At 71.4% G+C, this 24,731-nt stretch carries 27 protein-coding genes and 1 pseudogene; 18 read left to right on the top strand and 10 right to left on the bottom strand.

What is annotated here, in order from left to right; genetic code table 11:
* Nucleotides 1-21 precede the first annotated feature (21 nt).
* Nucleotides 22-579, top strand: a complete 558-nt coding sequence (locus M1D56_RS10115; protein WP_456283473.1) for a putative immunity protein — start codon at nt 22-24, stop codon at nt 577-579.
* The gene (locus M1D56_RS10110) at nt 563-1,273 is read left to right on the top strand and encodes a nucleotidyltransferase domain-containing protein (RefSeq protein WP_456283471.1); all 711 of its coding nucleotides are present in this window, start codon (nt 563-565) and stop codon (nt 1,271-1,273) included. Before M1D56_RS10115 ends, M1D56_RS10110 begins: the two co-directional genes overlap by 17 nt.
* A gap of 14 nt (nt 1,274-1,287) precedes the next feature.
* On the opposite strand, the gene M1D56_RS10105 is transcribed toward M1D56_RS10110, so the two are convergent.
* Nucleotides 1,288-2,196 (bottom strand): alpha/beta hydrolase, encoded by a 909-nt coding sequence (locus tag M1D56_RS10105; protein ID WP_456283469.1) that lies wholly within the window; start codon nt 2,194-2,196, stop codon nt 1,288-1,290.
* Between the two features lie 103 nt (nt 2,197-2,299).
* Nucleotides 2,300-2,716: a VOC family protein gene (locus tag M1D56_RS10100; RefSeq protein ID WP_456283467.1), complete on the bottom strand. Its 417-nt coding sequence runs from the start codon at nt 2,714-2,716 to the stop codon at nt 2,300-2,302.
* 106 nt (nt 2,717-2,822) lie between these two features.
* Between M1D56_RS10100 and M1D56_RS10095 the strand changes: the two genes are divergently transcribed.
* A complete protein-coding gene (locus M1D56_RS10095; protein WP_456283466.1) occupies nt 2,823-3,794 on the top strand; it encodes a helix-turn-helix transcriptional regulator in 972 nt (323 codons plus the stop codon).
* A 91-nt stretch (nt 3,795-3,885) separates the two neighbouring features.
* Here M1D56_RS10095 and M1D56_RS10090 read toward each other — a convergent pair whose 3' ends face one another.
* Nucleotides 3,886-4,320 (bottom strand): MarR family winged helix-turn-helix transcriptional regulator, encoded by a 435-nt coding sequence (locus M1D56_RS10090; protein ID WP_456283464.1) that lies wholly within the window; start codon nt 4,318-4,320, stop codon nt 3,886-3,888.
* Between the two features lie 65 nt (nt 4,321-4,385).
* On the opposite strand from M1D56_RS10090, the gene M1D56_RS10085 reads away from it, so the two are divergent.
* Entirely contained in the window at nt 4,386-4,979 is a 594-nt protein-coding gene (locus tag M1D56_RS10085; protein WP_456283462.1) for an NAD(P)H oxidoreductase, read from the top strand.
* 57 nt (nt 4,980-5,036) lie between these two features.
* Here the strand turns inward: M1D56_RS10085 and M1D56_RS10080 are convergent, their stop codons facing one another.
* Nucleotides 5,037-5,540, bottom strand: coding sequence for a carboxymuconolactone decarboxylase family protein (locus M1D56_RS10080; RefSeq protein WP_324014442.1), 504 nt, complete (start codon nt 5,538-5,540; stop codon nt 5,037-5,039).
* A gap of 88 nt (nt 5,541-5,628) precedes the next feature.
* Between M1D56_RS10080 and M1D56_RS10075 the strand changes: the two genes are divergently transcribed.
* Nucleotides 5,629-6,498 (top strand): sigma-70 family RNA polymerase sigma factor, encoded by an 870-nt coding sequence (locus M1D56_RS10075; protein WP_456283460.1) that lies wholly within the window; start codon nt 5,629-5,631, stop codon nt 6,496-6,498.
* A gap of 65 nt (nt 6,499-6,563) precedes the next feature.
* Nucleotides 6,564-7,070 (top strand): pyridoxamine 5'-phosphate oxidase family protein, encoded by a 507-nt coding sequence (locus M1D56_RS10070; protein ID WP_456283459.1) that lies wholly within the window; start codon nt 6,564-6,566, stop codon nt 7,068-7,070.
* Nucleotides 7,071-7,089: 19 nt separating this feature from the next.
* On the opposite strand, the gene M1D56_RS10065 is transcribed toward M1D56_RS10070, so the two are convergent.
* Complete coding sequence (locus M1D56_RS10065; RefSeq protein ID WP_456283457.1) at nt 7,090-8,073, bottom strand: alpha/beta fold hydrolase; 984 nt, start codon at nt 8,071-8,073, stop codon at nt 7,090-7,092.
* A 1-nt stretch (nt 8,074) separates the two neighbouring features.
* On the opposite strand from M1D56_RS10065, the gene M1D56_RS10060 reads away from it, so the two are divergent.
* The 3 genes and pseudogenes from M1D56_RS10060 to M1D56_RS10050 all read left to right on the top strand — a co-directional run bounded on the left by M1D56_RS10060 (nt 8,075) and on the right by M1D56_RS10050 (nt 9,609).
* Complete coding sequence (locus M1D56_RS10060) at nt 8,075-8,692, top strand: TetR/AcrR family transcriptional regulator (protein ID WP_324014446.1); 618 nt, start codon at nt 8,075-8,077, stop codon at nt 8,690-8,692.
* Nucleotides 8,692-8,859: pseudogene (locus tag M1D56_RS10055) on the top strand (putative quinol monooxygenase); the annotation flags it as partial. The gene M1D56_RS10060 and the pseudogene M1D56_RS10055, both read left to right, overlap by 1 nt.
* Before the next feature lie 207 nt (nt 8,860-9,066).
* Nucleotides 9,067-9,609, top strand: a complete 543-nt coding sequence (locus tag M1D56_RS10050) for a mismatch-specific DNA-glycosylase (RefSeq protein ID WP_456285231.1) — start codon at nt 9,067-9,069, stop codon at nt 9,607-9,609.
* A gap of 15 nt (nt 9,610-9,624) precedes the next feature.
* Here the strand turns inward: M1D56_RS10050 and M1D56_RS10045 are convergent, their stop codons facing one another.
* A complete protein-coding gene (locus M1D56_RS10045; protein WP_456283456.1) occupies nt 9,625-11,505 on the bottom strand; it encodes a penicillin-binding transpeptidase domain-containing protein in 1,881 nt (626 codons plus the stop codon).
* Nucleotides 11,506-11,641: 136 nt separating this feature from the next.
* Here M1D56_RS10045 and M1D56_RS10040 point away from each other — a divergent pair, with 136 nt between their 5' ends.
* The gene (locus tag M1D56_RS10040; protein WP_456283455.1) at nt 11,642-12,958 is read left to right on the top strand and encodes a cytochrome P450; all 1,317 of its coding nucleotides are present in this window, start codon (nt 11,642-11,644) and stop codon (nt 12,956-12,958) included.
* A gap of 52 nt (nt 12,959-13,010) precedes the next feature.
* Nucleotides 13,011-13,628 (top strand): class I SAM-dependent DNA methyltransferase, encoded by a 618-nt coding sequence (locus tag M1D56_RS10035; RefSeq protein ID WP_456283454.1) that lies wholly within the window; start codon nt 13,011-13,013, stop codon nt 13,626-13,628.
* A gap of 1 nt (nt 13,629) precedes the next feature.
* On the opposite strand, the gene M1D56_RS10030 is transcribed toward M1D56_RS10035, so the two are convergent.
* A complete protein-coding gene (locus tag M1D56_RS10030) occupies nt 13,630-14,112 on the bottom strand; it encodes a DUF2231 domain-containing protein (protein WP_456283453.1) in 483 nt (160 codons plus the stop codon).
* 83 nt (nt 14,113-14,195) lie between these two features.
* Between M1D56_RS10030 and M1D56_RS10025 the strand changes: the two genes are divergently transcribed.
* The 3 genes from M1D56_RS10025 (at nt 14,196) to M1D56_RS10015 (ending at nt 15,955) form a co-directional block, all read left to right on the top strand.
* Nucleotides 14,196-14,702 (top strand): sigma-70 family RNA polymerase sigma factor, encoded by a 507-nt coding sequence (locus M1D56_RS10025; RefSeq protein ID WP_271173708.1) that lies wholly within the window; start codon nt 14,196-14,198, stop codon nt 14,700-14,702.
* Nucleotides 14,699-15,382, top strand: coding sequence for a zf-HC2 domain-containing protein (locus tag M1D56_RS10020; RefSeq protein ID WP_282979541.1), 684 nt, complete (start codon nt 14,699-14,701; stop codon nt 15,380-15,382). The genes M1D56_RS10025 and M1D56_RS10020 overlap by 4 nt, the downstream gene beginning before the upstream one ends.
* A gap of 63 nt (nt 15,383-15,445) precedes the next feature.
* Nucleotides 15,446-15,955, top strand: a complete 510-nt coding sequence (locus M1D56_RS10015) for a COG4315 family predicted lipoprotein (protein WP_456283451.1) — start codon at nt 15,446-15,448, stop codon at nt 15,953-15,955.
* Between the two features lie 47 nt (nt 15,956-16,002).
* On the opposite strand, the gene M1D56_RS10010 is transcribed toward M1D56_RS10015, so the two are convergent.
* Entirely contained in the window at nt 16,003-16,986 is a 984-nt protein-coding gene (locus M1D56_RS10010; RefSeq protein ID WP_324014453.1) for a bile acid:sodium symporter family protein, read from the bottom strand.
* A gap of 110 nt (nt 16,987-17,096) precedes the next feature.
* Here M1D56_RS10010 and M1D56_RS10005 point away from each other — a divergent pair, with 110 nt between their 5' ends.
* Entirely contained in the window at nt 17,097-18,662 is a 1,566-nt protein-coding gene (locus M1D56_RS10005; RefSeq protein ID WP_271173704.1) for a sodium-dependent transporter, read from the top strand.
* Complete coding sequence (locus M1D56_RS10000) at nt 18,659-18,802, top strand: MetS family NSS transporter small subunit (RefSeq protein ID WP_271173703.1); 144 nt, start codon at nt 18,659-18,661, stop codon at nt 18,800-18,802. Before M1D56_RS10005 ends, M1D56_RS10000 begins: the two co-directional genes overlap by 4 nt.
* Nucleotides 18,803-19,034: 232 nt before the next feature.
* On the opposite strand, the gene M1D56_RS09995 is transcribed toward M1D56_RS10000, so the two are convergent.
* Entirely contained in the window at nt 19,035-20,531 is a 1,497-nt protein-coding gene (locus M1D56_RS09995; RefSeq protein WP_421074488.1) for an MDR family MFS transporter, read from the bottom strand.
* A 151-nt stretch (nt 20,532-20,682) separates the two neighbouring features.
* Here M1D56_RS09995 and M1D56_RS09990 point away from each other — a divergent pair, with 151 nt between their 5' ends.
* Both M1D56_RS09990 and M1D56_RS09985 read left to right on the top strand, forming a co-directional pair.
* Nucleotides 20,683-22,557 (top strand): ABC transporter ATP-binding protein, encoded by a 1,875-nt coding sequence (locus tag M1D56_RS09990; RefSeq protein ID WP_282979637.1) that lies wholly within the window; start codon nt 20,683-20,685, stop codon nt 22,555-22,557.
* Between the two features lie 288 nt (nt 22,558-22,845).
* Entirely contained in the window at nt 22,846-23,655 is an 810-nt protein-coding gene (locus tag M1D56_RS09985) for a hypothetical protein (protein WP_456283449.1), read from the top strand.
* A 157-nt stretch (nt 23,656-23,812) separates the two neighbouring features.
* On the opposite strand, the gene M1D56_RS09980 is transcribed toward M1D56_RS09985, so the two are convergent.
* A complete protein-coding gene (locus M1D56_RS09980; RefSeq protein WP_456283448.1) occupies nt 23,813-24,700 on the bottom strand; it encodes a glycosyltransferase family 2 protein in 888 nt (295 codons plus the stop codon).
* Nucleotides 24,701-24,731 lie beyond the last annotated feature (31 nt).

The following is a 24,731-nucleotide window of genomic DNA, read 5'->3' as shown; positions in this document are numbered from 1 at the left end:
CGCGTCGGATATCCTCGCCGCGTGGTGTCGAATCAGACATTGAGCGACTCGGACCGGCGCGTGCTGGCGCGGTGGGCGCTGTCCTGCGCTGAGCGGGTGCTCCCGCTGTTCGATGCCGACGACGTGGCGCGAGACGAGATCCTCGATGCCGTCGCCCGCACTCGCGCCTACAGCGCCGGGGACAGTAGTGCTGGGCAGGAGATCCGAAAGCGCCTCGTCGCTCTGAAGGCGGCACGGGCAGCGACCACTTCCGCGGGAGTGGCGGCCGCTCGCGCCGTCGGCCAGGCGGCGGCTGTCGCCCACATGGCCGCTCACGCGCTGGGCGCGGCGGCGTACGCAGCGAAGGCGGTCTCGCTTGCGCACCCCGAGCAGCCGGAGCTGGTGCAGGACGAGGTGCGCTGGCAAGTGGCGGACCTCAGCGAGCGCGAGCGTGCCGCGCTGCGTCTGCTTTCGCCCCTCGGTGCCGATCCGTCAGGTCCGCTCGCACCTGGCCTTCTGTCCCGCGGCGTGCTCGGCTCGACGATTCGCCAGATCCAAGCGCAGCTCGGCGAGAGTGGCTGTCGTGACGGACTTCGTTGAATGCGCACGAGCATTCGTGCGCGCCGACTACCCGCAGGCGTTTGCGGCGTTCCTCGGGGGGAGCGCTGCGTCCGGGAGAGCGACCGAGACCTCGGACCTGGACATTCTCGTGGTGCTGCCCGGCGAATGGTCGACGACGGCGTTCGTTCAGACCACCACGCACAACGGGCGCTTGGTGGAGGCCTTCGTCTACGGCCCGGACGCGCTGCAGGTCTGGTTGGACAAAGGGCGCGATGATGCTCGTCCCGTTCTGGATCGGCTCATCGGCTCCGGGGTGTCGCTGATCGAAGGCGACATCGTGGACGAACTGGTCTCCGCGTCGCGCGCGACGCTCGCCGCCGGGCCGGCACCCATCGACAGGGATCAGCTTCGAGCACGCCGCTACAGCCTCTCGGCGCTCGTCGATGATCTGGAGGACGCAGCAGACTCGGGAACCGTCCGTGTGGTCATGGCGACAGCGTGGCGGGAGGCGGCTGAGCTGGCCCTGCGCTCGATGCCCGCCTGGATCGGGACCGGGAAGTGGCTCCTGCGCGAGCTGCGCGCCAACCAGGATCCCTTCGGTCTTGCCGCCTGGGTCGACCGCGGGGCGGATGATCACGCCGCGCTGGCAGGCATGTGCCGCGCAGTGCTCGACTCCGTGGGGGGATACCTGCAGGACGGCTTCATCAGGGGCGAGAAGCCGAGCAGCCTGTAGCGCAGTCGCAACGTTCAGCGAGACGTCGGCTCGGCGCGTTCCAGCAGACCGTGCATCCTCATCCAGCTCACGAACGAGCCGAACCAGTCCGTGCTGGTCGTCTCCTTCGGATACATGCCGAAGCCGTGGCCGCCTCGCTCATAGAAGTGGAGTTCGACCGGCCGCCCCGCAGCGCGCCAGCTCTCGACGAGGGGAAACCCCCTCGGGTCCATCAGGCCATCGTCCGCGGCGAGCGCGATGAACAGCGGCGGGGCGTCCTCAGGGACGTCGAAGGCCGTGAGCGGGCCGTAGACATCGCCGATGAACGCCGGCTTCGCATCCCCGCCGACAAGGGCCGTTGCGACCGTGAGCATCGCGCCCGCGGAGAAGCCGACCATGCCGACGCGCGCGGGATCGATCATCCACTCGCCCGCGCGGCTTCGCACGAGCGCGAAAGCGGCGCGAGCGTCGGCGATCTGCGCATCCAGACCGCGGAGCGCCGTGGCCGGGTCATGCCGGTCCGACAGGCGCGGTGCGGCCAGCATCGCCCTGATCGCCGCGTCGAAGTCGTCCAGATCCTCTGGAGTCGGCTTGAGACGGTACTTCAGCACGAAGGCGGCGACGCCACGGTTCGCGAGCGCGCGGGCGACGTCCCACCCCTCGTTCTCCATGGACAGCGACATGAATCCGCCGCCCGGAGCCACGATCACGGCGGTGCCTGTCGCCGTGGCCGGGTCGGGCAGGAACGGCGTGAGCGTGGCGGTGCTGACATTGCGAGCGAACATGCTTCCGTACTGGCTGTGCCACGCCTCGGGTGCTGAAGCCTCCGGCGGCTGTCCCGTCCCGAGTTCGATGGCGTCGGGCTGCTCGGGGATGGGGATCGGCGTCATCCCGTGCTGCGCGGACGCGGCAGGTGCGTCGCCGGTGGCCGAGGTGGTGGTCATGAGCTCTCCGATCGGACGAGGCGCCGGAAGAACGCGGCTTCCGCGCTCGGCGCCGAGCATAGCGCCCGTGGTCGCGTTCCGCGCCGACGGAGGAGGCGCGCGTTCAGCGCTCGGCGCCGGCGTCCTTCGCGAAGCGCCGCCGGCCCGCTTCGCTGATCGGCGTGAAGAGGTTGATGAGGTTGCCGTCCGGGTCGCGCACGAGCAGCGACCGGTTGCCCCAGGGCATGTCCGTCGGCGCGTTGACGAACACCTCGACGACGTCCTGAACGGCCCGGTAGGTCGCGTCCACGTCGTCGACGAGGAAGTCCAGCACGACGCTGCGGTTCGCGTGGGCCTCGGCGGCGCCGTCTCCGAGCAGGTGCACGGTCGCGGAGCTCGCGATGGCCAGCGTGCCGGAGGGCGTCCGAAGCTCGGCGAACATCGGGTGGAGTCGCTCGGCGGCTGCTCCGGTGACTGCTTCGTAGAACGCGACGAGAGCGTCGACGTCGTCGGTGATGATGCGGGTGGCTGCCAGCTCCATGGCCTTCTCCTTCTGTCCTGTCCGTGGCCGACGCACTCGGCCACAGACGTGACGGTACGAGCAATACCGGGCGAAAGATGTCCTGTATGCGGAGGACAATGGATGGATGGCCGACACGACCGCTCGCGCCCTGCGCCTGCTCGACCTCCTGCAGTCCGCGCATCAGCGCACTGTCGGCGAGCTGGCCGATCGGCTCGGCGTCGATGAGCGGACCATCCGCAGGGACATGGCGCGGCTGGTCGATCTCGGGCTGCCCGTGGAGACGCAGCGGGGGCGCTACGGCGGCTATCGAGTGGCGCCGGGCGAGCGGGTCCTCCCGCTCATGTTCAGCGCCGAGGAGGCGGTGGCTGTCTATCTCGGGCTCGTCCGTGCCCAGGCGGCGTCGGGTGACCCCGAGATCGCGGCGCAGACGGCCCTCACCAAGATCCGGCGAGCGCTCCCGGCCGCGGAGGCGGAGCGGGTCGACGCCCTTCTCGGTGCGACGATGCGCACCCCTCAGGGCGGTGCCGCTGCTCCCGACCCTGCCATCACGCTGACCCTGGCGGAGGCCGTCGCATCTCGGCAGGCGCTCGATCTCCGGTACGTCAACCGTCACGGCGCGCTCTCCCGACGAGTGGTCCATCCGCATGGCCTGGTGGCGCACGGGGATCGGTGGTATCTCATCGCCTTCGATACCGATCGGGAGGAGGAGCGGACCTTCCGCGTCGACAGGGTTCGGTCAGCTCGATCTCTGCGCGAGACCTTCGCTCCGCCGCGGCGGCCGGATGCCGAAGGCCTGCTCGATCGGTTCGCCGACGCGGACTACCGGTGGGAGGTGGTGCTGCGCATCCGGGCGACCGAGGATCGCATCCGACCTCACCTGCCGCGGAGCGTGGCCCGGCTCGAGCGGCTGGACGACGGAGAGGGTGCGTCCGAGGACGGCCTGCCCTGGTATCGGGCGGTGATCCATGCCGAGAGCCTGGACTGGCTGCCGCCCGTGATCGCGGCCCTCGACTGCAAGGTGACGATCGACGGCCCGGACGAGCTGCGCGACCGCGTCCGGGCTGCAGCGGCGAGGATGTCGCGGGCCGCGGGCTGAGCTCTGTCGGGTCGTGAGCCGGGGAGGGGCGGATGGCTCCTGACGGTGCGCCGCGGCGGCGTTCGGGTTCACCGTCTCAGCCCGCGCGGCGTCAGGCCGGGGCTCGTCCGAGTGCCTTGTGCAGGAGCTGGGCCAGCTGGCTCTGCTCGTCAGCGCTGAGTCGCGAGGCGGCTGTCCTCGCGAACGCGAAGCTCTGCTCGAAGGCGGCGTTGAGGCTGTCACCGGACGGCGTGCGGATGAGCAGTCGAGACCTGCGGTCGTCGGGATTCGCGTGGCGCTCCACGAGGCCTCGCGCCTCGAGTCGGCCGACGATCTGCGTGATGTTCGATGCGTCGCATTCGAGTTCGTCGGCGAGTTCGCGCATCCCGCGCGGCGTCGAGATGCGTCCGAGCACGCATGCCTGGGCGACGCTCATCTCGTGCTGTGCGGCCGCGATCTCATAGGCCCTGTCGTAGGCGTCGACGAAGTCGAACATCGCGCGCTCGGCGTCCGTCGATGCCGACACGGGTCCTGACGGAGCTGCCATGCGCCGAGCATAACACTTGATCCAATCAAGCAAATGTGCCACGGTAATGCTTGAGTCGATCAAGTATGCGGTGCCACCGCCGAAGGGAGTCGAGATCGATGCACGCGCTCGTCGTCGTCGCACATCCACGCCGTGATTCGCTGACCGCCGCCACGGCGGCGCGCGTTCGGGACACGCTCTGCGCCGAGGGCAGCACGGTGGACGTCCTGGATCTGTATGCGGAGGGCTTCGATCCGTCGCTGCGCACCGCGGACGAGCCCGACTGGGCCGATCACACGAAAGAGTACTCGGCGGAGGTCCGGGCGCACATGGCTCGCATCGCCGCCGCGGACCTCGTTGTCGTCGTCTTCCCCGTGTGGTGGTTCGGTCTGCCTGCGATCGCCAAGGGCTGGGTCGATCGGGTGTGGAACCGGGGGTTCGCCTACGAGCCGTCGACTCTCCACGGCACGCGCATGCTCTGGATCGGCCTGGCCGGCGCCTCGTCGGCGTACTACGCGCGCCACGGATTCGACACGGCGCTCGATGTCCAGCTGCGGGTCGGCATCTCCGAGTTCTGCGGGATCCGTGACGCCCGTGTCCACCTCATCTACGACACCCTCGAGGAGCCCGACGCGGCGCGCGTGGATGAGATCGTCTCGTCCGCCGCGCTCGCCGCGTAGGGGGATGCGCCGCAGGTCAGGGCCGCGCCGCCGTTCACGCGGCGCGGCCCGGCGTGCTCAGCGCCGCCCTGCGGGCTGACGGATGGCTGCGTTGATCCTGTTCCAGACGTTGATCGCGCCGATCTCGAACAGGAGCGCCGAGATCTGGCGAGCGTCGAACAGCTCGGTCATGCGCGACCAGAGCTCGTCCGAGATCGGGTCGTGGTGATCGGCGAGGCGGGTGATCGCCTCCGTGAACTCGAGCGCGACCCGCTCTCGCTCGGTGAAGTACGGCGCATCGCGCCAGGCGGCGACCGAGTGGATCCGCTCGGGCGATGCGCCGTCCTCGCTCATCTCGCGTGCGTGGTCGACCGCGCACCAGCTGCAGCCGTTGATCTGGCTCGCGCGCAGGCAGAGCAGATGCAGGAGGGGCTCGGGCAGTCCTGCCGAGCGGGCGACGCGGTTCAGCCCGGTGAGGGCATCGAGCCCGCCCTCCAGGAGGAAGGCAGGATGGGGCATGCGCGCCTTGTGCGCCACGACGGCGTCGGCGTCGGCGGGGGTGAGCAGAGCGGTGTCGGTCATGGTGGTCTCCTCGTATCGCATCTGTGCTGTCACACCGCCGCGTTTCGGGCGGTCAGTAGAGTGACCCGCCGAACAGAGGGAATGTGACATGACCGATCAGAACGACCTCGCCATCCGCTTCGAGGAGCACCGACCGCGGCTCGCACGGCTCGCCCAGCGCATGCTCGGATCCGCCTCAGACGCCGACGACGCGGTCCAGGAGACGTGGCTTCGCGTGTCACGCGCAGGCGACGATGACATCGACAACTTCGGCGGCTGGCTCACGACCGTGACATCGCGCGTGTGTCTGAATGCGCTGCGCGCTCGCGCGACCCGCAACGAGATCGCCTACGAACAGGGTCTGCCCGATCCCGTCGTGGACACGGACACTCCGGAGGGCGCTCCGGATGTCGCGGCGCAGCTGTCAGACGCCGTCGGCGCCGCTCTCATGCTCGTCCTCGATCGGCTCAGCCCCGCGGAGCGCGTCGCCTTCGTGCTGCACGACTCCTTCGACGTCCCCTTCGAGCAGATCGCGGAGCTTCTCGAGCGGTCTCCCGCGGCGGTGCGCCAGCTCGCGTCCCGTGCACGGCGTCGTGTGCAGGCGGCGGGAGCAGGTGGCGACGCGGACCCGCGGCGGCAGCGGACCGTGCTCGATGCGTTCTTCGCGGCGGCCCGCTCGGGCGACCTGCCGCGTCTCATCGCCGTGCTCGATCCCGACGTCGTCCTCCGCGCGGACACGGCGACCTCGCCCCTCCGTGTGGTGCGCGGCGCCGAGGCGGTCGCGGGCAACGCGATGATGTTCGCGAACCCCGACGCGCGGCTCGTGCCCGTGCTCGTCGACGGACGGCCGGGCGTCGTCATCGAGGTGGGGGAGCGTGCGGTGTCGGTGATGGCCTTCTCGGTGCTCGGCGAGCGCATCGTCGCCATCGACGCCTACGCGGGGCCCGCTCGTCTCGCGCGAATCGAGCTGCCCCGGTGAGCGCGCGGTCCACTTCGCGCCTCCGGCGAGCCCGGCGCGCTCTCCTCGAGCGGATCGGCCCGCTGGTGCGCCGCCGGGGCATCCGTGCGCACCGCGCATCCGTCGACGTCTGGCTCGACGCCGCCCGCGCGACGATGCGCGCTCGCTACTGCCTGTGCATCACCGACGCACCGGATGGGCCGCGGGCCCGCGCTGTGCAGCCCTTCCGGCCTGATGACGACCTCGTCGTGCACTTCGGGACGTCGCCGCACAGCCGGAAGGCTGTCGAGATCCGCCGGAGCGGAAGAGTCGTCCTCTCGTACCTCCGTGAACGCGACGGTGCCTGTGTCACCGTCCGATGCGCGGCGGAGATGCTCGAGGACGCGGCCGCCCGCCGCCGCTGGTTCATGCCGTTCTGGCGAGCCTTCTGGCCGGCAGGACCGGACGACCCCGCGTTCGTCGTGGTCCGGTGTGTCCCCTTCGAGATCGAGCTCTGGGACGCGCGGCGACGCGTCACGCCACCGCCGTTCGGCCTCGCGCAGGCCCGCGTCGTGCGCGATCCCGGCGGGGAGTGGCGCATCGCGGCGGCGTGAGCTGCGCGCCGCGAGCCGATCAGCGGATGGCGTCCGCGACGGCGTCGGGATGGTCGAGGTGGGGGATGTGCCCGGCGGCCGGAACGACGACGACGCGGGCCGCGCTCATCTGCGCGGCGAGGGCGCGTGCGACGTCGGGGGAAGCATGGATGTCGGCATCGCCCCACACGAAGGCGGTCGGCACGTCCGCGGCGACCAGGACAGCGTCCACGCGCGCCGCCGGCTTCCAGCCCCGCGCGTCGGCGACGGAGCGGATCACCGCTCGGCTCGCCTCTCTCGCGCCCGGGAGGTTCACGTCCGCGAGGGCGACCGCGAGCACATCGTCGGCGATCCGCGCGGGGTCGGCCACGTAGGGCCCGAACATCCTTCTGCGCACGGCCTCCGGATCGCGCAGGGGCAGGCGCGAGACCGCCTTGCCCACGCCGGGGACCGTCCACAGGCGCAGGAAGAGCCCGATGTCCGCGAACAGCCCGCCGGCGCTTCCCGCCAGCGTGAGCCCCGCCACGCGATCGGGGTGAGCGGCCGCGAACCGGATCGTCGCGAAGCCGCCCATCGAGCAGCCGACGAGGCGGACGTGAGCCGCCCCGAGGGCGTCGACGACGTCGAGCAGCCAGCTCGCGCAGGCGCGACCCCAGTCGTCGATCGGGGAGGGGAGCGGATCCGAGAGGCCGAAGCCCGGGGTGTCGACGATCGCGACCCGACCCGTGACGCGCGGCGCGACGTCCGCCCACTCCGCGCTGTTCCCCACGCCGCCGTGGACGAAGACGGTGACCTCGTCGCCGCCGCCGGATGACAGGAGATGGATGCGGCTCCCGTCTCTGCGGATGACCTGGTGCTCGTCCAGCTCGAGACCGCGACGCGCGAAGAGCTCGCGCCGGAGGAGGCGAAAGCGCTCGAGGCGCCCGCCGAAGGCGTGCTGTCCGACCGGAGCGAGAGTGGGGTCCACGATGACCTCCCGAGTTTCGTTACAACGTAATGTAACGATGTGACGATAGTCTGTCAAGGTGGGACGACCCAGACGGTACGGCGCCGAGACCGAGGCGGACCTGCTCGAGGCGGCCGAGCAGGTGCTTGAGGAGGGCGGGCTCGCGGCTCTGTCGGTGCGCGCCCTCGCCGAGCGGACCGGCGTCACGACGCGTGCGATCTACAGCGTGTTCACCTCCAAGGGCCACCTCCTCGCGCGGCTCGCTGTGCGAGGGTTCGACCTGCTCGGGCGCCGCGTGGCCGAGCTGCCCGTCACCGACGATCCGGAGGCAGACCTCGTCGAGGCCGGACTGGCGCTTCGCGCGTTCGCCGCGCGTCATCCGGCCCTCTACGCTCTCGCCTTCGGTCTCGACCGCCCGACGGCAGACGACGCGCCGTCGGCGGAAGCGGCGCGGGGTGAGGCGCTCGCCGAGCTCCGGGCACGCGTCGCGCGGGTCGGCGGCTCGGTCGACGAACCGGAGCTGGGGGCGCAGGTCCGCGCGTTCCACGCCCTCTGCGAGGGGCTCGCGGCGCTCGAGCGCCGGCGCGCTCTGCAGGGGGAGCAGGCCTGGCGCACGGCGCTCGCGGTCTGCGTCCGCGGCATCGCAGCCCCGCGGGCGCGCGTCGCGGACGCGCGCCCGACTGGCCGGGGGGCCTGATGCCCATCGTCCTCACGGGACACCTCCTCTGCGCGACGCCCGCCGAGGCCGAGCGCGTCGAGCGCCACCTTCCCGCGCATCTCGCGGCGACCCGCGCGGAGCCGGGGTGCCTCGCGTTCCACGTGCGCCCGACCGCGGACCCCCTCGCGTGGCAGGTCGACGAGGTGTTCGCAGACGAGAGCGCCTTCGCCGCCCATCGGTCGCGGATGGCCCAGAGCAGGTGGGCGCGCGCGACCGCGGGGATCGAACGCCGCTACGTCGCGCGCGAGGGCGTGCCGCCCGTGCTCGGGGAGCCGAGGCGTCCGTCGCCACTCGGCGGGCGGCGGCCGCGTGCGGACGACCTGCGGCGATTCGCGGCAGATGACCCGCGAGCGATGGACGATGTCCTGCCGGCGGATCCGGACGCCCTGCGGATGCTCATCGTCGGAATCAACCCGGGCCTCTGGACGGCTGCGGTCAACGCGCCGTTCGCTCGTCCGGGCAACCGGTTCTGGCCGTCTCTGCAGCGCGCCGGTCTCACGGACCGCGTGGTGGACGCATCGACAGGGCTGTCGGGTGAAGACGAGCAGCAGCTGCTCGTGCGCGGGATCGGCATCACGAACCTCGTCGGCCGCGCGACCGCCCGCGCGGACGAGCTCGGCCGTGACGAGCTGAGGGAGGGCGGTCGCCGCGTGGTCGCGCAGGTCGCGCGCCTCCGGCCCCGCGTCGTCGCGGTGGCGGGCATGACGGCCTTTCGCGCGGCGTTCTCGCTGCCGAAGGCCAGGCTCGGAGCGCAGGATCCGCCCCTCGCCCGGGGATGGCCCGACAGCGTGGCGCTCTGGGTCGTTCCTCAGCCGAGCGGGCTCAACGCGCACGAGACGATCGACTCGCTCGCGGCGAAGTGGCGCGAGGTCTGGGCCGCGGCGGCCCGAGCCTGATCGGGCCGCCGCGGGTCACCAGCGTTCGAAGAAGGCCCGAAGCAGCGGTCCGGCGGTCTCGGCGCCCGACTCCCCGTCCTCGACGAACACGGCGACCGCGAGGTCGCCGTGCGTGCCGACCATCCAGCTGTGCGTGGGGTGCGAGCCATCTTCGCCGGGCTCGCCGTACTCCGCCGTGCCCGTCTTCGCACCGACGTCGCCGATGCCGTTCAGGAAGGTCGCCGAGCCCTCGGTGACGACCGCGCGCATGAGGGTCTGCAGCGCGGTCGCCTCGTCTGCCGTGAGCGGATCCGCCGGCTCGGCGTCGCCCGTCCGGTCCGCGATCAGATGCGGCACGACGGTCTCGCCGGCCTGGATGGACGCGGCGACCGTCGCCATGGCCAGGGGCGTGGCGATGATGCGCCCCTGGCCGATGAGGTCGGCCGCGCGCTCCGTCTCGCTCTCGGGCTCGGGAACCCGGCCGAGCCCGGCCGGGTAGCCGAGGTCGATCTCGGAGCCGAGCCCGAGGGACGCGGCAGCGGAGGCGAGCGCGCCGTCGGCGATCCGGTCTCGAGCGCCGATGAGTGCCGTGTTGCAGGAGTTCGCGATCGCGGTGCGGAAGGTCACGTCGCCCAGCGCCGAATCCGGGTAGTCGTCGTAGTTCTTGAACGTGAAGCCGTCGACCTCGATCGTCTCGGGGCAGGACAGCACGTCGTCGAGAGCGACGCCGGATCGCAGGAGAGCGAGCGACGTCACGAGCTTGAAGGTCGAGCCCGGGGCGAACTCGCCGGTGGTGGCGAGATTGAGGCCCGCATTGCCCTGGCCATTCGCCGCCGCGAGGATCTCGCCGGTGGACGGGCGGATGGCGACGATCGCGCTCCCGGGCGCGTCCTCGCCGCCGAGGCCGCCGAGGATCTCCTCGGCGTGCATCTGCATGGCGGGATCCAGGGTGAGCGCGAGCGGCTCGCCGTCCTCGCCGGGCCACTCCGCGAGCGTGCGCCGCTCGTCCTCGGCGCCGACCGCTTCGATGACGGTGGTCGGCGTTCCGCGAAGCTGACGGTCGTGCTGCGCCTGCAGACCGGAGAGCCCGACCTGGTCGCCGGCTCGGACGGCGCCCTCGGAGCCCTCGACGATCTCGGCCGTCGCCTCGCCGACTGTGCCGAGGATCTCGCGCGCGAACGTGCGCGTCGGCGCGAGCGGGATCTCGTCGGGCACCACGAGTGCGCCGGGGATGCTCGAGAACGCGGGATCGACGTGCTGATCCTCCTCGCCGTCGCGCACGACGATCGCCTGCACGAAGGCTTCAGGGCCGGCGCTCTCCGCGGATGCCCGGAAGGCGGCGGGATCGATGCCGACGGCGGACGCGATCCGCTCTGCCGAGGCGCCGACCTCCTCCGCCGGGATCGCGGTCTTGTCGAGGCCGTACCGGCCGACCGGGCGGTCGGTGACGATGGGGGCTCCGTCACCTCCCAGGACCTCGGCGCGCGGGGAGAAGGTGCGCTGGATCTCGATCCGATCATCCGGTTCGAGTTCGGGGATGAGCGTCGCGGGCGTCCAGTCGACGGCCCACTCGTCCTCGCCTTCCACGAGGGCGGCCGTCGTGTCGTAGGTCCACTCGTGGCCGTCGACATCCCAGCTCCAGTGCAGGGCGACCGTCGCCTCGGCGCCGTCCCGCTCGACCTCGTCGGCCGACACCTTCACCGTGTAGTCCGCGAGCGGGGCGATCTGCTCGTCGAACGCGGCGGCCGCCTCCGGAGCCGTGAGCGCGACACCGTCGAGCGTCCGCTCGGTCAGGGCCTGGGCGAGGTCGTCCGCCGCGGCGCGGACGGCGTCTTCGGCGCCGTTCGTGCACGCGGCGAGAGGGAGCAGCAGCGCGAGGAGCGCGACGGCGGCGCCGCGTTTCGGGGAGAGGGGCATGGAGCAGTGGTCCTTCCGAGCGAGCGGGCGTCCTCCGTCATCCTGCCATGCGGATATGACGCATCCTCCGATAGCACACCGCCGTGCTCGGCGCCGCCCCCTGGAAGGGCGCGTTGATCCCTGAGACGGTGGGAGCATGCGGACATCTCGACTCGGCAAGCTGCTGCACGACGACTCCCTGTCCTTCCTCCTGCGCGGGTACGACTTCGGCGCGCACGTCTGGAGCCGCGTGCGCGACGGTGCGCGCTCCGCGCCGATGCGGCTCCTCGGCGACGAGACGCTCTTCGTGCGCGGCCCCGAGGGCGTCGCGGTCTTCTACGACGAGAGCCGCATCGCGCGGCATGGGGCGATGCCCGCGATCGTGCAGGAGTCGCTCTTCGGGCACGGCTCCGTGCACAGTCTCGACGGCGCGGCGCACCGGCATCGCAAGGCGACCTTCGTCGACGTCGCCTACGAGGACGCGCAGGTGGAGAGGTTCGGCCCGAACCTCGAGCGCGAGTGGCGCACCGAGCTCGAGGCATGGCGCGACGGCGGCACGCGCTCGGCCTACGATGCCGCGGTCGGCGCGTTCGGGCGTGCGTCGATGCGATGGGCGGGTCTGCCCGGCACGGCCGACGCCCAGACGCGGTGGGCGGGGCGGCTCGCCCAGATCGTCGACGGGTTCGGCTCGCCCTACTCGCCTGCCTATCTGCTCGCGCTCGCGAACCGGCTCTGGTCGGATCGCCATGCCGAGCGGCTGATCGCGGCTGTCCGCGCCGGCGAGCTGAAGGCCGAGACGGACACCGCGCTGCGCGCGTGGGCGGACCACCGGGAGCCGGATGGCGCGCTCCTGCCTGCGCGCACGGCCGGCATCGAGCTGCAGAACAGCATGCGGCCGATGATCGCGGTCGCGCGCTTCGTCGCGTTCGCCGCGAAGGAGCTGCACGACCGACCCGCGTGGCGCGAGCGCATCGCCGAGGAGACGCGAGAGCGGGGCTCGCTCGTGGGCGGCCCGCTCGCGACGATGTTCGCGCAGGAGATCCGGCGCACAGCGCCGTTCGTGCCGATGCTCCCCGGCTGGGCCATCGCCGACGTCGAGCTCGACGGCCGCCGCGTCGCCGCAGGCGGACGCGTCGTCCTCGACATCCTCGGGACGAACACCGACGAGCGCTCGTGGGAGCGCGCCGACGAGTTCGATCCGGAGCGGTTCGCGGGCGTCGAGGACTACGAGGCCCTCGCCGCGTTCGTGCCGCACGGCGGCGCGGATGTCGCGACGGGGCATCGGTGCCCCGGTGAGAAGCTCGCGATCGCCGGTCTCGCGACCGCGATCGCCGCTCTCAGCGACCCGCAGGTGACCATCCTCGGCTCCGGACTGGAGGTCAATCGGGGGAGGCTCCCGACGATGCCCGCGTCGGGCGGGCGCGTCCGGCGCTGCCCGTTCCACTCCGGCGCGGCGGGACCCGGGCCGGCGTAGCCTCGATCGAGGCCGGGCCCCGCCGGGCGGCTCGCGCGAGAGGAGGAGCCGGATGACCGTGATGCCGTCGGATGTGTCGGTCCGCGACGCGTACACCGCGCGCGCGGACGAGTACGTGCGGCTGCTCGGATCGGTGGACGCCATGGCGCCCGCGGACGAGCGGCGCATCACCGCCTGGGCGCGGTCTGTCGATGGCCGGATCGTGGACGCCGGCTGCGGGCCCGGTCACTGGACGAAGCACCTGCACGATCTCGGGTGCGCGGTCGAGGGCGTCGATCTCGTCGACGCGTTCGTGCGCAGCGCGCGCGAGCGCTTCCCTGACGTGACCTTCCGGCGCGGGGATCTTCGCGACCTCCGCGTCGACAACGGCTCTCTCGGCGGCATCCTCGCGTGGTACTCGCTCATCCATCTCGACCCCGCGGAGATCCCGGCGGTCCTCGCCGAGTTCGAGCGTGCTCTGACGCCGGGAGGCTCGCTGCTCATCGGGTTCTTCGACGGGGCCGACATCGAGCCGTTCCCGCACAAGGTCGTGACCGCGCACCGGTGGCCGGCCGCCGAGATGCGGCGTGCTCTCGAAGTGGCCGGGTTCGCGGTCACCGACATCGAGCGGCGGGCCGATCCGGGCGCGAGGCCGCATGCGGCGATCGTCGCCGTGCGCCCGCGGCGCTGACTCAGCCGCCCCAGACGGCGCGCGCTCCCGCCTCGCCCGCGAGGACGACCGAGACCGTGGCTCCCGATGCGGTGACGAGAGCAAGAACAGCGAGCGCGACGCCGACGACGCGATCGCGACGAGATGAGGCCTCGCGCGCGCTCGCGCCATCCGCCGGGTGCCGCCGGAACCAGAGCCATTGCGCGACCGTGACCACGGCCATCCCGATCGTCCAGGGAGGGACGAGCACCGCGAGCGCCTCGTGGCGCGCGACCTGAGGCAGCGGACCGACGACCTCCTTGAGCGCTCCGCCCGACACGACCGCGACGTACACGAGCACGACGGCCACGACGGCCGCGAGGGGCGTCACGGCGCCGAGTCGTCGACGCGCCGACGGGAGGATCGCGCCCAGCACGAGCGCGAGAGCCGTGAGGGGCACGAGCACGACCGCACCGTGCACCACGAGCGGATGGAGGGGGAGACCGGCGACCTCGAACGGGTTCATACTCGGAACACGGGATGGCAGGGCGGGCGGTTCAGATGAACCCGGGCACCGCGCATCTCGTTGCCTCAGTGGGGAGGTGTGCGATGCCGGGCGATGACGCGACACGACTGGGTGCGCTGTTCGACGCGCACGCGGCCCCGGTGTGGCGCTACGTCGTCCACCTCACGGGAGATCGCGCGGGCGCCGACGATGTCGTCCAGGAGACGCTCCTGCGCGCCTGGCGCACGCCGCGCATCCTCGCGCAGGATCCGGAGACGGCCCGCTCGTGGATGTACACGGTCGCGCGGCACATCGTCATCGACGAGGCGCGCAGCGCGCGGCATCGCCGTGAGATCGCGGTCGCCGAGACGCCGGAATCGGCTGTGCGGGACGCGACCGACGCGATCTTCGACGCCCTGCTCATCGAGGAGGCACTCGGCGTCCTCTCGGATGCGCATCGCGACGTCGTCGTCCGCGCGTACTTCGGCGGCCTGTCGACCGTCGAGATCGCCGCGGACCTCGGCATCCCGGAGGGCACGGTCAAGTCCCGGCTGCACTACGGGCTGCGGGCGCTGCGCCTCGCGCTGCAGGAGAGAGGGGTGACGCGATGAACGCCGATCACGAGCGGTTCGCCGAGTGGGACGCGGCCTACGTGCTGGGCGCGCTGAGCTCGGCCGACCGCGCCGCGTTCGAGGCCCACCTCGTCGAGTGCGAGCGCTGTCGGGCGGCGATCGCCGACCTCGCTCCGATCGTCGGGCTCCTGTCTCGGGTGGAACCCGACCGAGGCCGCGGTCTGATCGAGGCAGAGCGCGTCAGCGACGGGCCCGACGCCGCTCGTCGCGCGCAGCTCGTCGCGCTCGGCGCACGCCGCTCGCGACGGCGCCGGCGCGCGGGCGTCGCGGTCGTCGCCGCGCTCGCCGCTGTGCTCGTCGCGGTGCCCGTCGTGGTGACCGTCACGCAGCCGCAGAGCACGGTGGTCGCGATGGCGCCCGTCGGATCGGCGCCGCTCGAGGCGTCGGTGGAGCTCACCGAGGTGGCGTGGGGCACGCGCATCGACATGACGTGCGCGTACGGACACGGCCCCTCCGACCGCGAGTGGCGCTACACCCTCGTCGTCACGGCGGCAGACGGCACGGAGAGCGCGCTGTCGACCTGGCGGGCCACGGCCGGGTCGACGGCCCGCCTCAGCGCCGGCACGGCCCTCGCGCCCGACGAGATCGCGAGCATCGACATCCGCTCGTCGACGACGGGCGACGTTCTCATGCGCGCTGCGCCGCTGAAGGGGAAGTGAACCCGACGCGCCTGCGGATCGTGTCCCCGGTGACTGAACCGCAGTCGTGAACGGAGGATCGCCATGTTCCGCAAGCACGTGATCAGGTCGGCCGTGTGGGGAGGGGTGCTCGTGCTCGCGCTCGCCGGCTGCTCGGCGCCCGCCGCCGAGCCCGAGGAGGAGCCGTCCGAGTCGGAGTCCTCGGAGCCCATGACCTCGCCCGATGAGATGACCGGCGACGGCACGACCCTCATGGTGGCCGAGTCGCCGCTCGGCGAGATCGTCGTCGACGGCGAGGGCATGACCGTCTACATGTTCGACCAGGACACCCAGGGCGCCGGGGTCAGCACCTGCGAGGGGCAGTGCGCCGAGAACTGGCCTGCCGTGACCGTCGAGGGCGACCTGACGGAGGTGGAGGGCGTCACCGGCGAGGTGGGCACCATCGAGGGCGTCGACGGCGAGACGCAGGTGACGCTGAACGGCTGGCCGCTCTACTACTTCGCGGGCGATGCCGCAGCCGGAGACGTGAACGGCCAGGGCGTCAACGACGTCTGGTGGGTGCTGTCTCCCGCGGGTGAGCGGATGGCCGAGTAGCGGGCGGCCGCGCGCTGACGGGGCGGTTCCCGCCAGCGCGCGGATCGTCAGCGCTCGCGCACGGGCTCGGGCGCTGACGGCTCGTCGGTCACGGGTCGGCGGCCCATGACCATCGCGAACAGCGCACCCGACAGGTTGTGCCAGACGGAGAATACCGCCGCGGGCAGCGCCGCGAGCGGCGAGAAGTGCGCGGCCGCGAGCGATGCGGCCAGCCCGGAGTTCTGCATTCCGACCTCGATCGAGATCGCGCGCCGCTCGCGCTGGGTCATCCCGAGCGCGATCGCGGCGAGGTAGCCGAGCAGGAGCCCTAGGCCGTTGTGGAGCACGACCGCGAGGAACACGATGAGGCCGGCCTGGACGATCCGATCCGCGCTGCCCGCCACGACGGCCGCGACGATGAGCGAGATCGCGATCGTGGAGAGCCACGGGAACCATGCCTGCACGCGCTCCACGAACGCGCGCAGGAAGAGGCGCACGACGAGGCCGGCGATGATCGGCAGCAGGACGGTCTGCAGGATCGACACCATCATCGAGCCGAACGGCACCTCGAGGAACGTGCCGGCGAGCCACAGGGTGAGCAGCGGGGTCATGATCGGCGCGAGCAGCGTCGAGCACGTCGTCACGGTGACCGACAGCGCCGTGTCGCCGCGTGACAGGTAGGTCACGACGTTCGACGCCGTTCCGCCCGGGGCGCAGCCGACGAGGATGACGCCCGCCGCGAGCTCGGGCGGGAGGCCGAGCGCGAAGGCGATGAGCCACGCGGTCAGCGGCATGATGAGGTACTGCAGCACGACTCCCACGAGGACCATCCACGGGCGCTTCGCGATGCGCGCGAAGTCGGGGAGCGTCAGGGTGAGGCCCATGCAGAACATGATGAATCCGAGCAGCCAGGGCACCGCGGGCCCGAGCACGGGCGCGGCTCCCGGCAGGAGGAATCCGATCACCCCGGCCACCAGCACGAGGATCGGGAAGACCGTGACCGCGCGCCGTGCGGCGCGGTCGGGAGCGGAGGATGCAGTCGGCTGGCTCATCCGATCAAATCTGCCATATCCAGGTGAGCCACCTGTGCGTCTGCTGAGCATCTTGCTACGCTCGCTCGATACTGAGATGGCGTGACAACCGCCCAGTGAAGGGATACAGAATGTCTCGCACGAACACGGCCGGCGCCGTTCCGGCACGCGAGGTGTGGACCGGTCAGATCGGCTTCATCCTCGCCGCGCTCGGGTCGGCTGTCGGCCTCGGAAATATCTGGCGCTTCCCCGGCGTCGCCTACGAGAACGGGGGAGGAGCCTTCCTCATCCCGTATCTCGTCGCGCTGCTGACCGCCGGCATCCCCATCCTCTTCCTCGACTACGCGATCGGGCACCGCTTCCGCGGTTCCGCCCCGCTCGCCTTCCGACGCCTCGCGGGGCGCGTGGGCGAGAGCATCGGCTGGTTCCAGGTGATGATCTGCGTCTTCATCTGCATCTACTACACCGCCGTGCTCGCCTGGGCCTCGAGCTACTTCGTCTTCTCGTGGGATCTGCGCTGGGGGTCCGATCCCACCGCGTTCTTCGTCGGGGAGTACCTGCAGGTGGCGGCAGAGCCGATCACCTTCGAGTTCGTTCCCGGTGTGCTGATCCCGCTCGTCCTCATGTGGGTGGTCGCTCTCGTGGTGCTCGGCGCGGGCGTCGTGAAGGGCGTCCAGCGCGCGAACGTCATCTTCATCCCTCTGCTCGTGATCGGGTTCCTGATCCTCGTCGTTCGCGCCCTGTTCCTCCCCGGCGCGATCGACGGGCTCACGGCGTTCTTCACGCCGGATTTCGCGGCGCTCGCCGACCCATCCGTGTGGATCGCGGCGTACAGCCAGATCTTCTTCTCGCTGTCCATCGCCTTCGGCATCATGGTCACGTACGCGTCCTACCGCCGCCGGCGTGTCAACCTCACCACTCCCGGCCTCGTCGTCGCGTTCGGCAACTCGTCGTTCGAGCTGCTGGCGGGCATCGGCGTCTTCGCGACGCTCGGGTTCTTCGCGTTCGAGCAGGGCATCCCGGTGGCGGAGCTCGAGGGGCTGACCGGCGTCGCGCTGTCGTTCATGACCTTCCCCGCGATCGTCTCGCAGATGCCGGGCGGCGAGTGGTTCGGCGCCCTCTTCTTCGGCGCACTCGTGCTCGCCGGCCTCACCTCGCTCATCTCGATCCTCGAGGTGATCATCGCGGCCGTGCGAGACAAGTTCGGCCTCACGCGCTCGCAGGTCGTCTACGGTCTGGGGGGAGTGCTCGCGGTCGTCTCGATCCTGCTCTTCTCGACCACGTCCGGCCTCACCGCGCTCGACACGGTCGACAACTGGGCGAACAACATCGGCATCGTGGCCTCGGCGATCATCGTCTCGATCGTCGTGCTGTGGGTGCGTCGAGCCGGCCCCGAGCTCGCGTCGCACCTGAGCACCCTGTCGACCTTCAAGGTCGGCCGCGTGTGGCTCTTCCTCGTCTCGATCGTCGCGCCCGTGGTCCTCGCCTACATGCTCGTCTCGAAGATCGTGGAGCTGCTCGTCGACGGATACAGCGGCTACCCCGTGACCTACCTGGGAATCGTCGGCTGGGGATCGGTCGCCATCATGGTCGTCGGGGCGATCGCGCTCACGGGCGCACGGTGGCGCCATGATCCGGAGAAGTTCGAGCCGTGGCCGGCGACGGACGCCGTGTCGCTGAAGGGAGACCTGCGATGACCGCCATCGCGACGCTGTTCTTCATCATCGCCGCCGTCCTCATCTGGGGCGGGCTCGTCGCGAGCATCGTCTTCCTCTCGTCGAAGCCCGAGGTGCCGGCGTATCCGGACGGCGCTGTCGACGACGAGGGCGATGACTGACGCTCCGGAGCCCGGGTCCTCTCGCGGGCGTAGCATGGTCGGCATGTCCACGACCGAGGAGACCAGGGCGACGCCGCTCGTCCCGCTGCTGACCGCGTCCGCGGAGGACGCCCCCGCGTGCGCCGACGGCGCGTGCAGCTGGCCGGGTGCGCAGTCGTCCTGACCTGAGCGCACAAGAGGAGAGGGCCCGCGACCATGGTCGCGGGCCCTCTCCTCTTGCGTGCGAGGGAGCTCAGTGGCCGTGGCCGCCGGGCATGCCCTCCTGCTCCTCGGGCTTGCGCACGAAGAACGACAGCGCGACCGAGACGAGCGAGATGATCGCCGCGATGAGGAAGGCCGTCCGCGCGCCGGGGGCGCCGGCTGCGGCTGCGGGCACGCCCGCCTCCTCGCCCGCATGGAGGATGCTCGAGTAGGTCGCGATGAGGATCGCGACGCCCGCCGCGCCGGCGACCTGCTGCAGCGTGTTGAGCACGGCAGAGCCATGCGAGTAGAGGTGGCGCTCGAGCGATCCGAGCGAGGCCGAGAACAGCGGCGTGAACGACATCGCCATGCCGACGGACATGGCCGTCTGCACCGCCATGAGCAGCCACCACGGGGTGTGCTCGCTCACCGTCGCGTACACGAAGATCGCGGCAGCCACGATGATCGTGCCGGGCACGAGCAGCGTGCGCGGGCCCTTCGCGTCGTAGATCCGGCCCATGATCGGCCCGAGGAGGCCCATGAGCACGGAGCCCGGGAGGAGGATGAGGCCCGACTGCAGCGCGTCGAGGCCCACGACGTTCTGCAGGTAGAGCGGCAGCAGGGTGAGCGAGCCGAACATCGTGAGGGCGATGAGCGCCATGATCACGATGGAGATCGTGAAGTTGCGCGACTGGAACACGCGCAGATCGAGCAGCGCGTCGTCGATGCGCTGCAGCTTGAGCTGACGCATCACGAAGACCGCGAGCATGACCAGGCCGACGACGAGCGCGATGGCTCCCGACGCGACCGGCGAGATGCTCGCGCCGCCGTCTGCTGCCGCGCCGTGGGCGCCCCCGCCGAACTGGCTGAGGCCGTACACGATCCCGCCGAAGGCGATCGCCGACATGATGACCGACGGCACGTCGATCGGCGCCTTGCGCGTCTCGCCGAGGTTGGTCATCCACTTCGCGCCGATGAGGAGCGACGCGAGCGCGATCGGCAGCACGATCCCGAAGATCCAGCGCCAGCTGAGCGTCGTCAGGATCGCGCCCGACAGGGTCGGGCCGATCGCCGGTGCGAGCGAGATGACCATCCCCACGCGGCCCATCATGCGGCCGCGGGACTGCGGCGGGACGACGTTCATCATCGTCGTCATGAGCAGCGGCATCATGATGCCCGTGCCGGCGGCCTGGATGACGCGTCCGAGGAGGAGCACGACGAAGCCGGGCGCGATGAGGCACACGAGCGTTCCGAGCGAGAACGCGATCATCGCCGCGAGGAAGATCTGGCGCGTCGTGAAGCGCTGGAGCAGGAAGCCGGTCGTCGGGATGACGACGGCCATCGTGAGCATGAAGGCGCTCGTGAGCCACTGGCCCAGCTCGGGCGCGAGCCCGAGGTCCGCGTTGAGGTGCGGGATGGCGATGCCCATCGTCGTCTCGTTGAGGATCGCCGTGAAGGCTGCGATCAGCAGCAGCCAGATGACGCGCATGCCCTTCGGATCGATCTCCTGCTGCTGTGCGCGGATGGCGCCGGTGTCGGTAGACGTCATGAGACTCCTGGAGAGAGAAGAGGAAGGCCGGAGGCGGAGGGGAGAAGGGTCTCCGCGCGAACGTTACAGCTTAACGGCGACATTCCCGTTGCCATTCCCGATCCGATCGGATCCACCAGCTCCGAGCATATGTATGCTCTTTGACATGAGTATGGGGCGGGGCATGGGCGGGCGCGGCGGCGGCAAGCCGATCGACGAGGCGGCGCAGCGGAGACTGAACGCGCAGGCGCCGCGCGTGCCCGGACTCGGGCGCCGCGTCGTGGCGCTCTTCCGCCCGTATCGCGGTCGCATCGCCGCGACCGCCGTCCTCGTGATCGTCGGCGCGGCGCTCGGCGTCGTGCCGCCCCTTGTCATCCAGCGGGTGTTCGACGATGCTCTCTTCCCCGTCGACGGCGGGCCCGTCGACATCCCGCTCCTCGTGCGCCTCGTCGCCCTCATGATCGCCCTCTACCTCCTGAGCGCGATCGTCGGCGTGGCGCAGACGTGGTTCACCTCGAACGTCGGCAACCGCGTGACGGGCGACCTGCGCGTTCGGATGTTCGATCACCTCCAGGCGATGGAGCTCGGCTTCTTCACGCGCACGAAGACGGGCATCATCCAGTCGCGCCTGCAGAACGATGTGGGCGGCGTCTCGAGCGTCCTGACGAACACCTTCACGAGCATCCTCGGGAACACCGTGACGGTCATCGCGTCGCTCGTCGCGATGATCCTCATCGACTGGCGGCTGACCCTGATCGCCCTCGTCATCATGCCGGTGCTCGTCGTCGTGCAGCGTCGCGTGGGCCAGGTGCGCGCACGCATCGCGGCGCAGACGCAGCAGTCGCTGTCCGAGCTGACCGCGATCACGCAGGAGACGCTGAGCGTCTCGGGCATCCTCCTGTCGAAGTCGTTCAACCGCCAGCGCACGGAGTCCGCTCGCTACGCCGAGGAGAACGCCAACCAGATCCGCCTGCAGATCCGCCAGGCGATGACGGGGCAGGGGTTCTTCGCGGTCGTGCACGTGCTCATGGCCTCCGTGCCCGCGGTCATCTACCTCGTCGCGGGCTTCCTCGTCGCGGGCGACGCCGGGATGATCACGGCGGGCACGATCGTCGCCTTCACGAACGTGCAGGCACGGCTGCTGCAGCCGCTCACGAGCCTCATGCGGGTCGCGCTCGACGTGCAGACATCGTTCGCGCTCTTCGCGCGCATCTTCGAGTACCTCGACCTGAAGCCCGCGATCGCCGACGCGGCCGACGCCGTCGACGTGGAGGACGCCCCGGGCCCGGTCGGCCGCGTCGAGTTCCGCGATGTCTCGTTCCGCTATCCGGACGCGGCGGGCGACACCCGCCCGACGCTGCAGGGCGTGTCGTTCGCGGTGGAGCCGGGCGAGCACGTGGCATTCGTCGGCCCGTCGGGCGCAGGCAAGACGACCGTGCTCTACCTCACGCCGCGGTTCTACGAGGCGACGGATGGCCGGGTGCTGTTCGCCGGCGAGGACGTGCGCCGGCTCAGGCAGGAGTCCATCGTCGACCACGTCGGCATCGTGTCGCAGGAGACGTACCTCTTCCACGCGACGGTGCGGGAGAACCTGCGCTATGCGCGCCCGGATGCGACGGACGAGGAGATCGAGGACGCGTGCCGGCAGGCGAACATCCACCACATCATCGCCGGTTTCGAGGACGGGTACGAGACCGTCGTGGGCGAGCGCGGCTACCGGCTGTCGGGCGGTGAGAAGCAGCGCATCGCGATCGCCCGCGTGCTCCTCAAGGACCCGCCCGTGCTCCTCCTCGACGAGGCGACGAGCGCGCTCGACACCGTCTCCGAGCGGATCGTCCAGGAGGCGCTCGAGAATGCGGCGCGCGGCCGGACGACCATCTCGATCGCCCACCGCCTCTCCACCGTCATCGACGCCGACACCATCCACGTCGTGGACGGCGGCCGCATCGTGGAGTCGGGCACGCACGCGCAGCTCGTCGCGGCAGGCGGCCTCTACGCCGAGCTCGCCGCCGAGCAGCTCGCTGCGACCCGCGTCCTGGAGGACTGAAGCCAGGGCTCAGGTGTTCGGCCGCGAGCGCGGACGGGCTGTTGCCTCGATCGGCCGGTGAGAGCAGCGGATGGCGGCCACTCGCGGCGAGGACCGGTGCGGGCCCCGGCCGTGCCCCGGTCACGGCTCGTGCACAGGGGGCGGAGGGCGGTGCGGCGGTGCCGGAGGGTGTGGATGCGCGCATCCGACCACTCCGTCGTGCGCGAGCCTCGCTCCGTGAGCTCACGACCATCCGATCTCCCACGTCATCTCCGTGGGCGTGCGTTCCGCCTCGCGGACGCACCCGAGGTGTCGCGTCGCCGGTCCCGCGCGTCGGATCTGTGGACGCCCGTTCGAGGCGCGCGCCTGCCCATCGACCAGCAGGGGCTGGCGAGCACCTGCCACGCGGTCGCGCTCTCGCTTCCGGCGGGGGCGGCGTTCAGTCACACGACCGCGGCGGTCCTCTGGGGGCTTCCCCTTCCGCTCGGGCAGCAAGCCGAGCGCACCGTGCACGTGACGACCCCGACGGGCACGCGCGCCCGGCGCGGCCGCCTGATCATCGGCCACCAGCGGGAGCTCGCGGCCGACCAGGTCCGGCAGCGACGCGGTCTGCCGCTGACGTCGCCGTCGCGCACCTTCTGCGACCTGTCGGAGATCCTCGACCTCGACGATCTCGTCGCGGTCGGCGATCGCGTCGCCCACGACCACGGGGCGGCCGCCATCGAGGCGGAGCTCGCGCGGCGTCCTCGGAACAGGCAGCCGAGCGTCCTCCGCGAGGCGGTCGCGCTCATCGACGACCGTGCCGAGTCGCCCAAGGAGACCGAGCTGCGGCTGCTGCTCGTCCGGGCGGGATTCGGGCCCTTCGCGGCGAACTTCGTCGTGCGCGATGCGTCCGGCCGCTTCATCGCGCGCGTGGACCTCGCACTGCCCGCGCAGCGGATCGCCGTCGAATACGAGGGCGACCATCACCGCGATCGGGACCAGTGGCGCCGAGATCTCGCGCTGCGGCGTCGTCTCGAGGCACTCGGCTGGATCTACCTCCCGGTGACCCAGGCCGACCTCTCCGATCCCGCGGACCTCCTGGCGGACCTGCGCGCCGCGGTCGCGCGGCGTGGGTGAGAGGCGACGTCCCTTCGGGCTTCTGCCTCGATCGGCCGGTGAGAGCGGCGGATGGCGGCCACTCGCGGCAAGGACCCGGCCGGAGAACGCGGGAGGTGAGACATGGGGATGGGATGGAAGGGGGAAGGGCCGGGATGGGGGACGGGACGGTGGGGGGCTAGGCGCGGTGCAGCGCCTCGACCTCGGCGGCGAACGCGTCGAGGTCGGAGCGGGTGGACGCGTCCGCGATCGCGGAGAGTCGAGGGATGTCCATGCGCAGGATCTGACCCGCCCGGGCACGCTGCGCGGCGCCGTGGCCGGCGAGCACCGCGAGGCCGTCGCGCATCGCTGCGAGGCACGCGCGGAAGACGCGGGGGTCGGCCTCGTGCTGCGTGATCGAGCTCCCGTCGGCGCGCACGCGCCACTGGACGACGACGTCGGGGACCGTGTCGATCGCACGCGCGGCCGTGTACATCCGCTGAGCGATCGCCTGGTCCTCGTAGAGCGCGTTCTCGGGAAACCGCAGGTCGTGCGCACGCCAGAAGCCCGCGCGCGAGACCTTCGACCACGCCACGACGTTCCCGGTGACCTCGGGGTGCGCGTCGAGCGTGACGCCGACGCGCCGCGGGCTCGTCGAGGCGGAGACCCACGGCTGCACCTCTCCCGCCGTGTACGACCCTCCTTCGGGCCACAGGCGCACGTACGCCCCCACCGCGAGGTCGCTTCCGGAGGCCTCGAGCGACCCGACGAGCGTCTCGAGCGCGCGCGGGAGCATGATGTCGTCGCCGTCGAGGAAGCCCAGGTACGGCGTGTCCACGTGCGCGAGCGCCGTGTTGCGCGCCGCGCCGAGCCCCTTGCGCCGCGAATGCCGGATGACCCGGAAGCGATCGTCGCGCGCGGCGAACTCCTCGAGCACGCGGCCCGTGCCATCGGTCGACGCGTCGTCCACGAGGATCGCGCGCCAGCGGGTCAGGGTCTGCGCGCGCAGCGAGTCGAGCGCCTCGGCGATGTATCCCTCGATGTCGAAGCCCGGGACGACGACGGTCACGAGGGGAGCGGTGGTCACCGGATGAGACTATCGGCGCACGGGGACACCG

The sequence above is a fragment of the Microbacterium sp. JZ101 genome (assembly GCF_053903175.1).
Note: the sequence above shows the minus strand (reverse complement) of the source record. Positions and strands in the feature narration are given on the sequence as shown.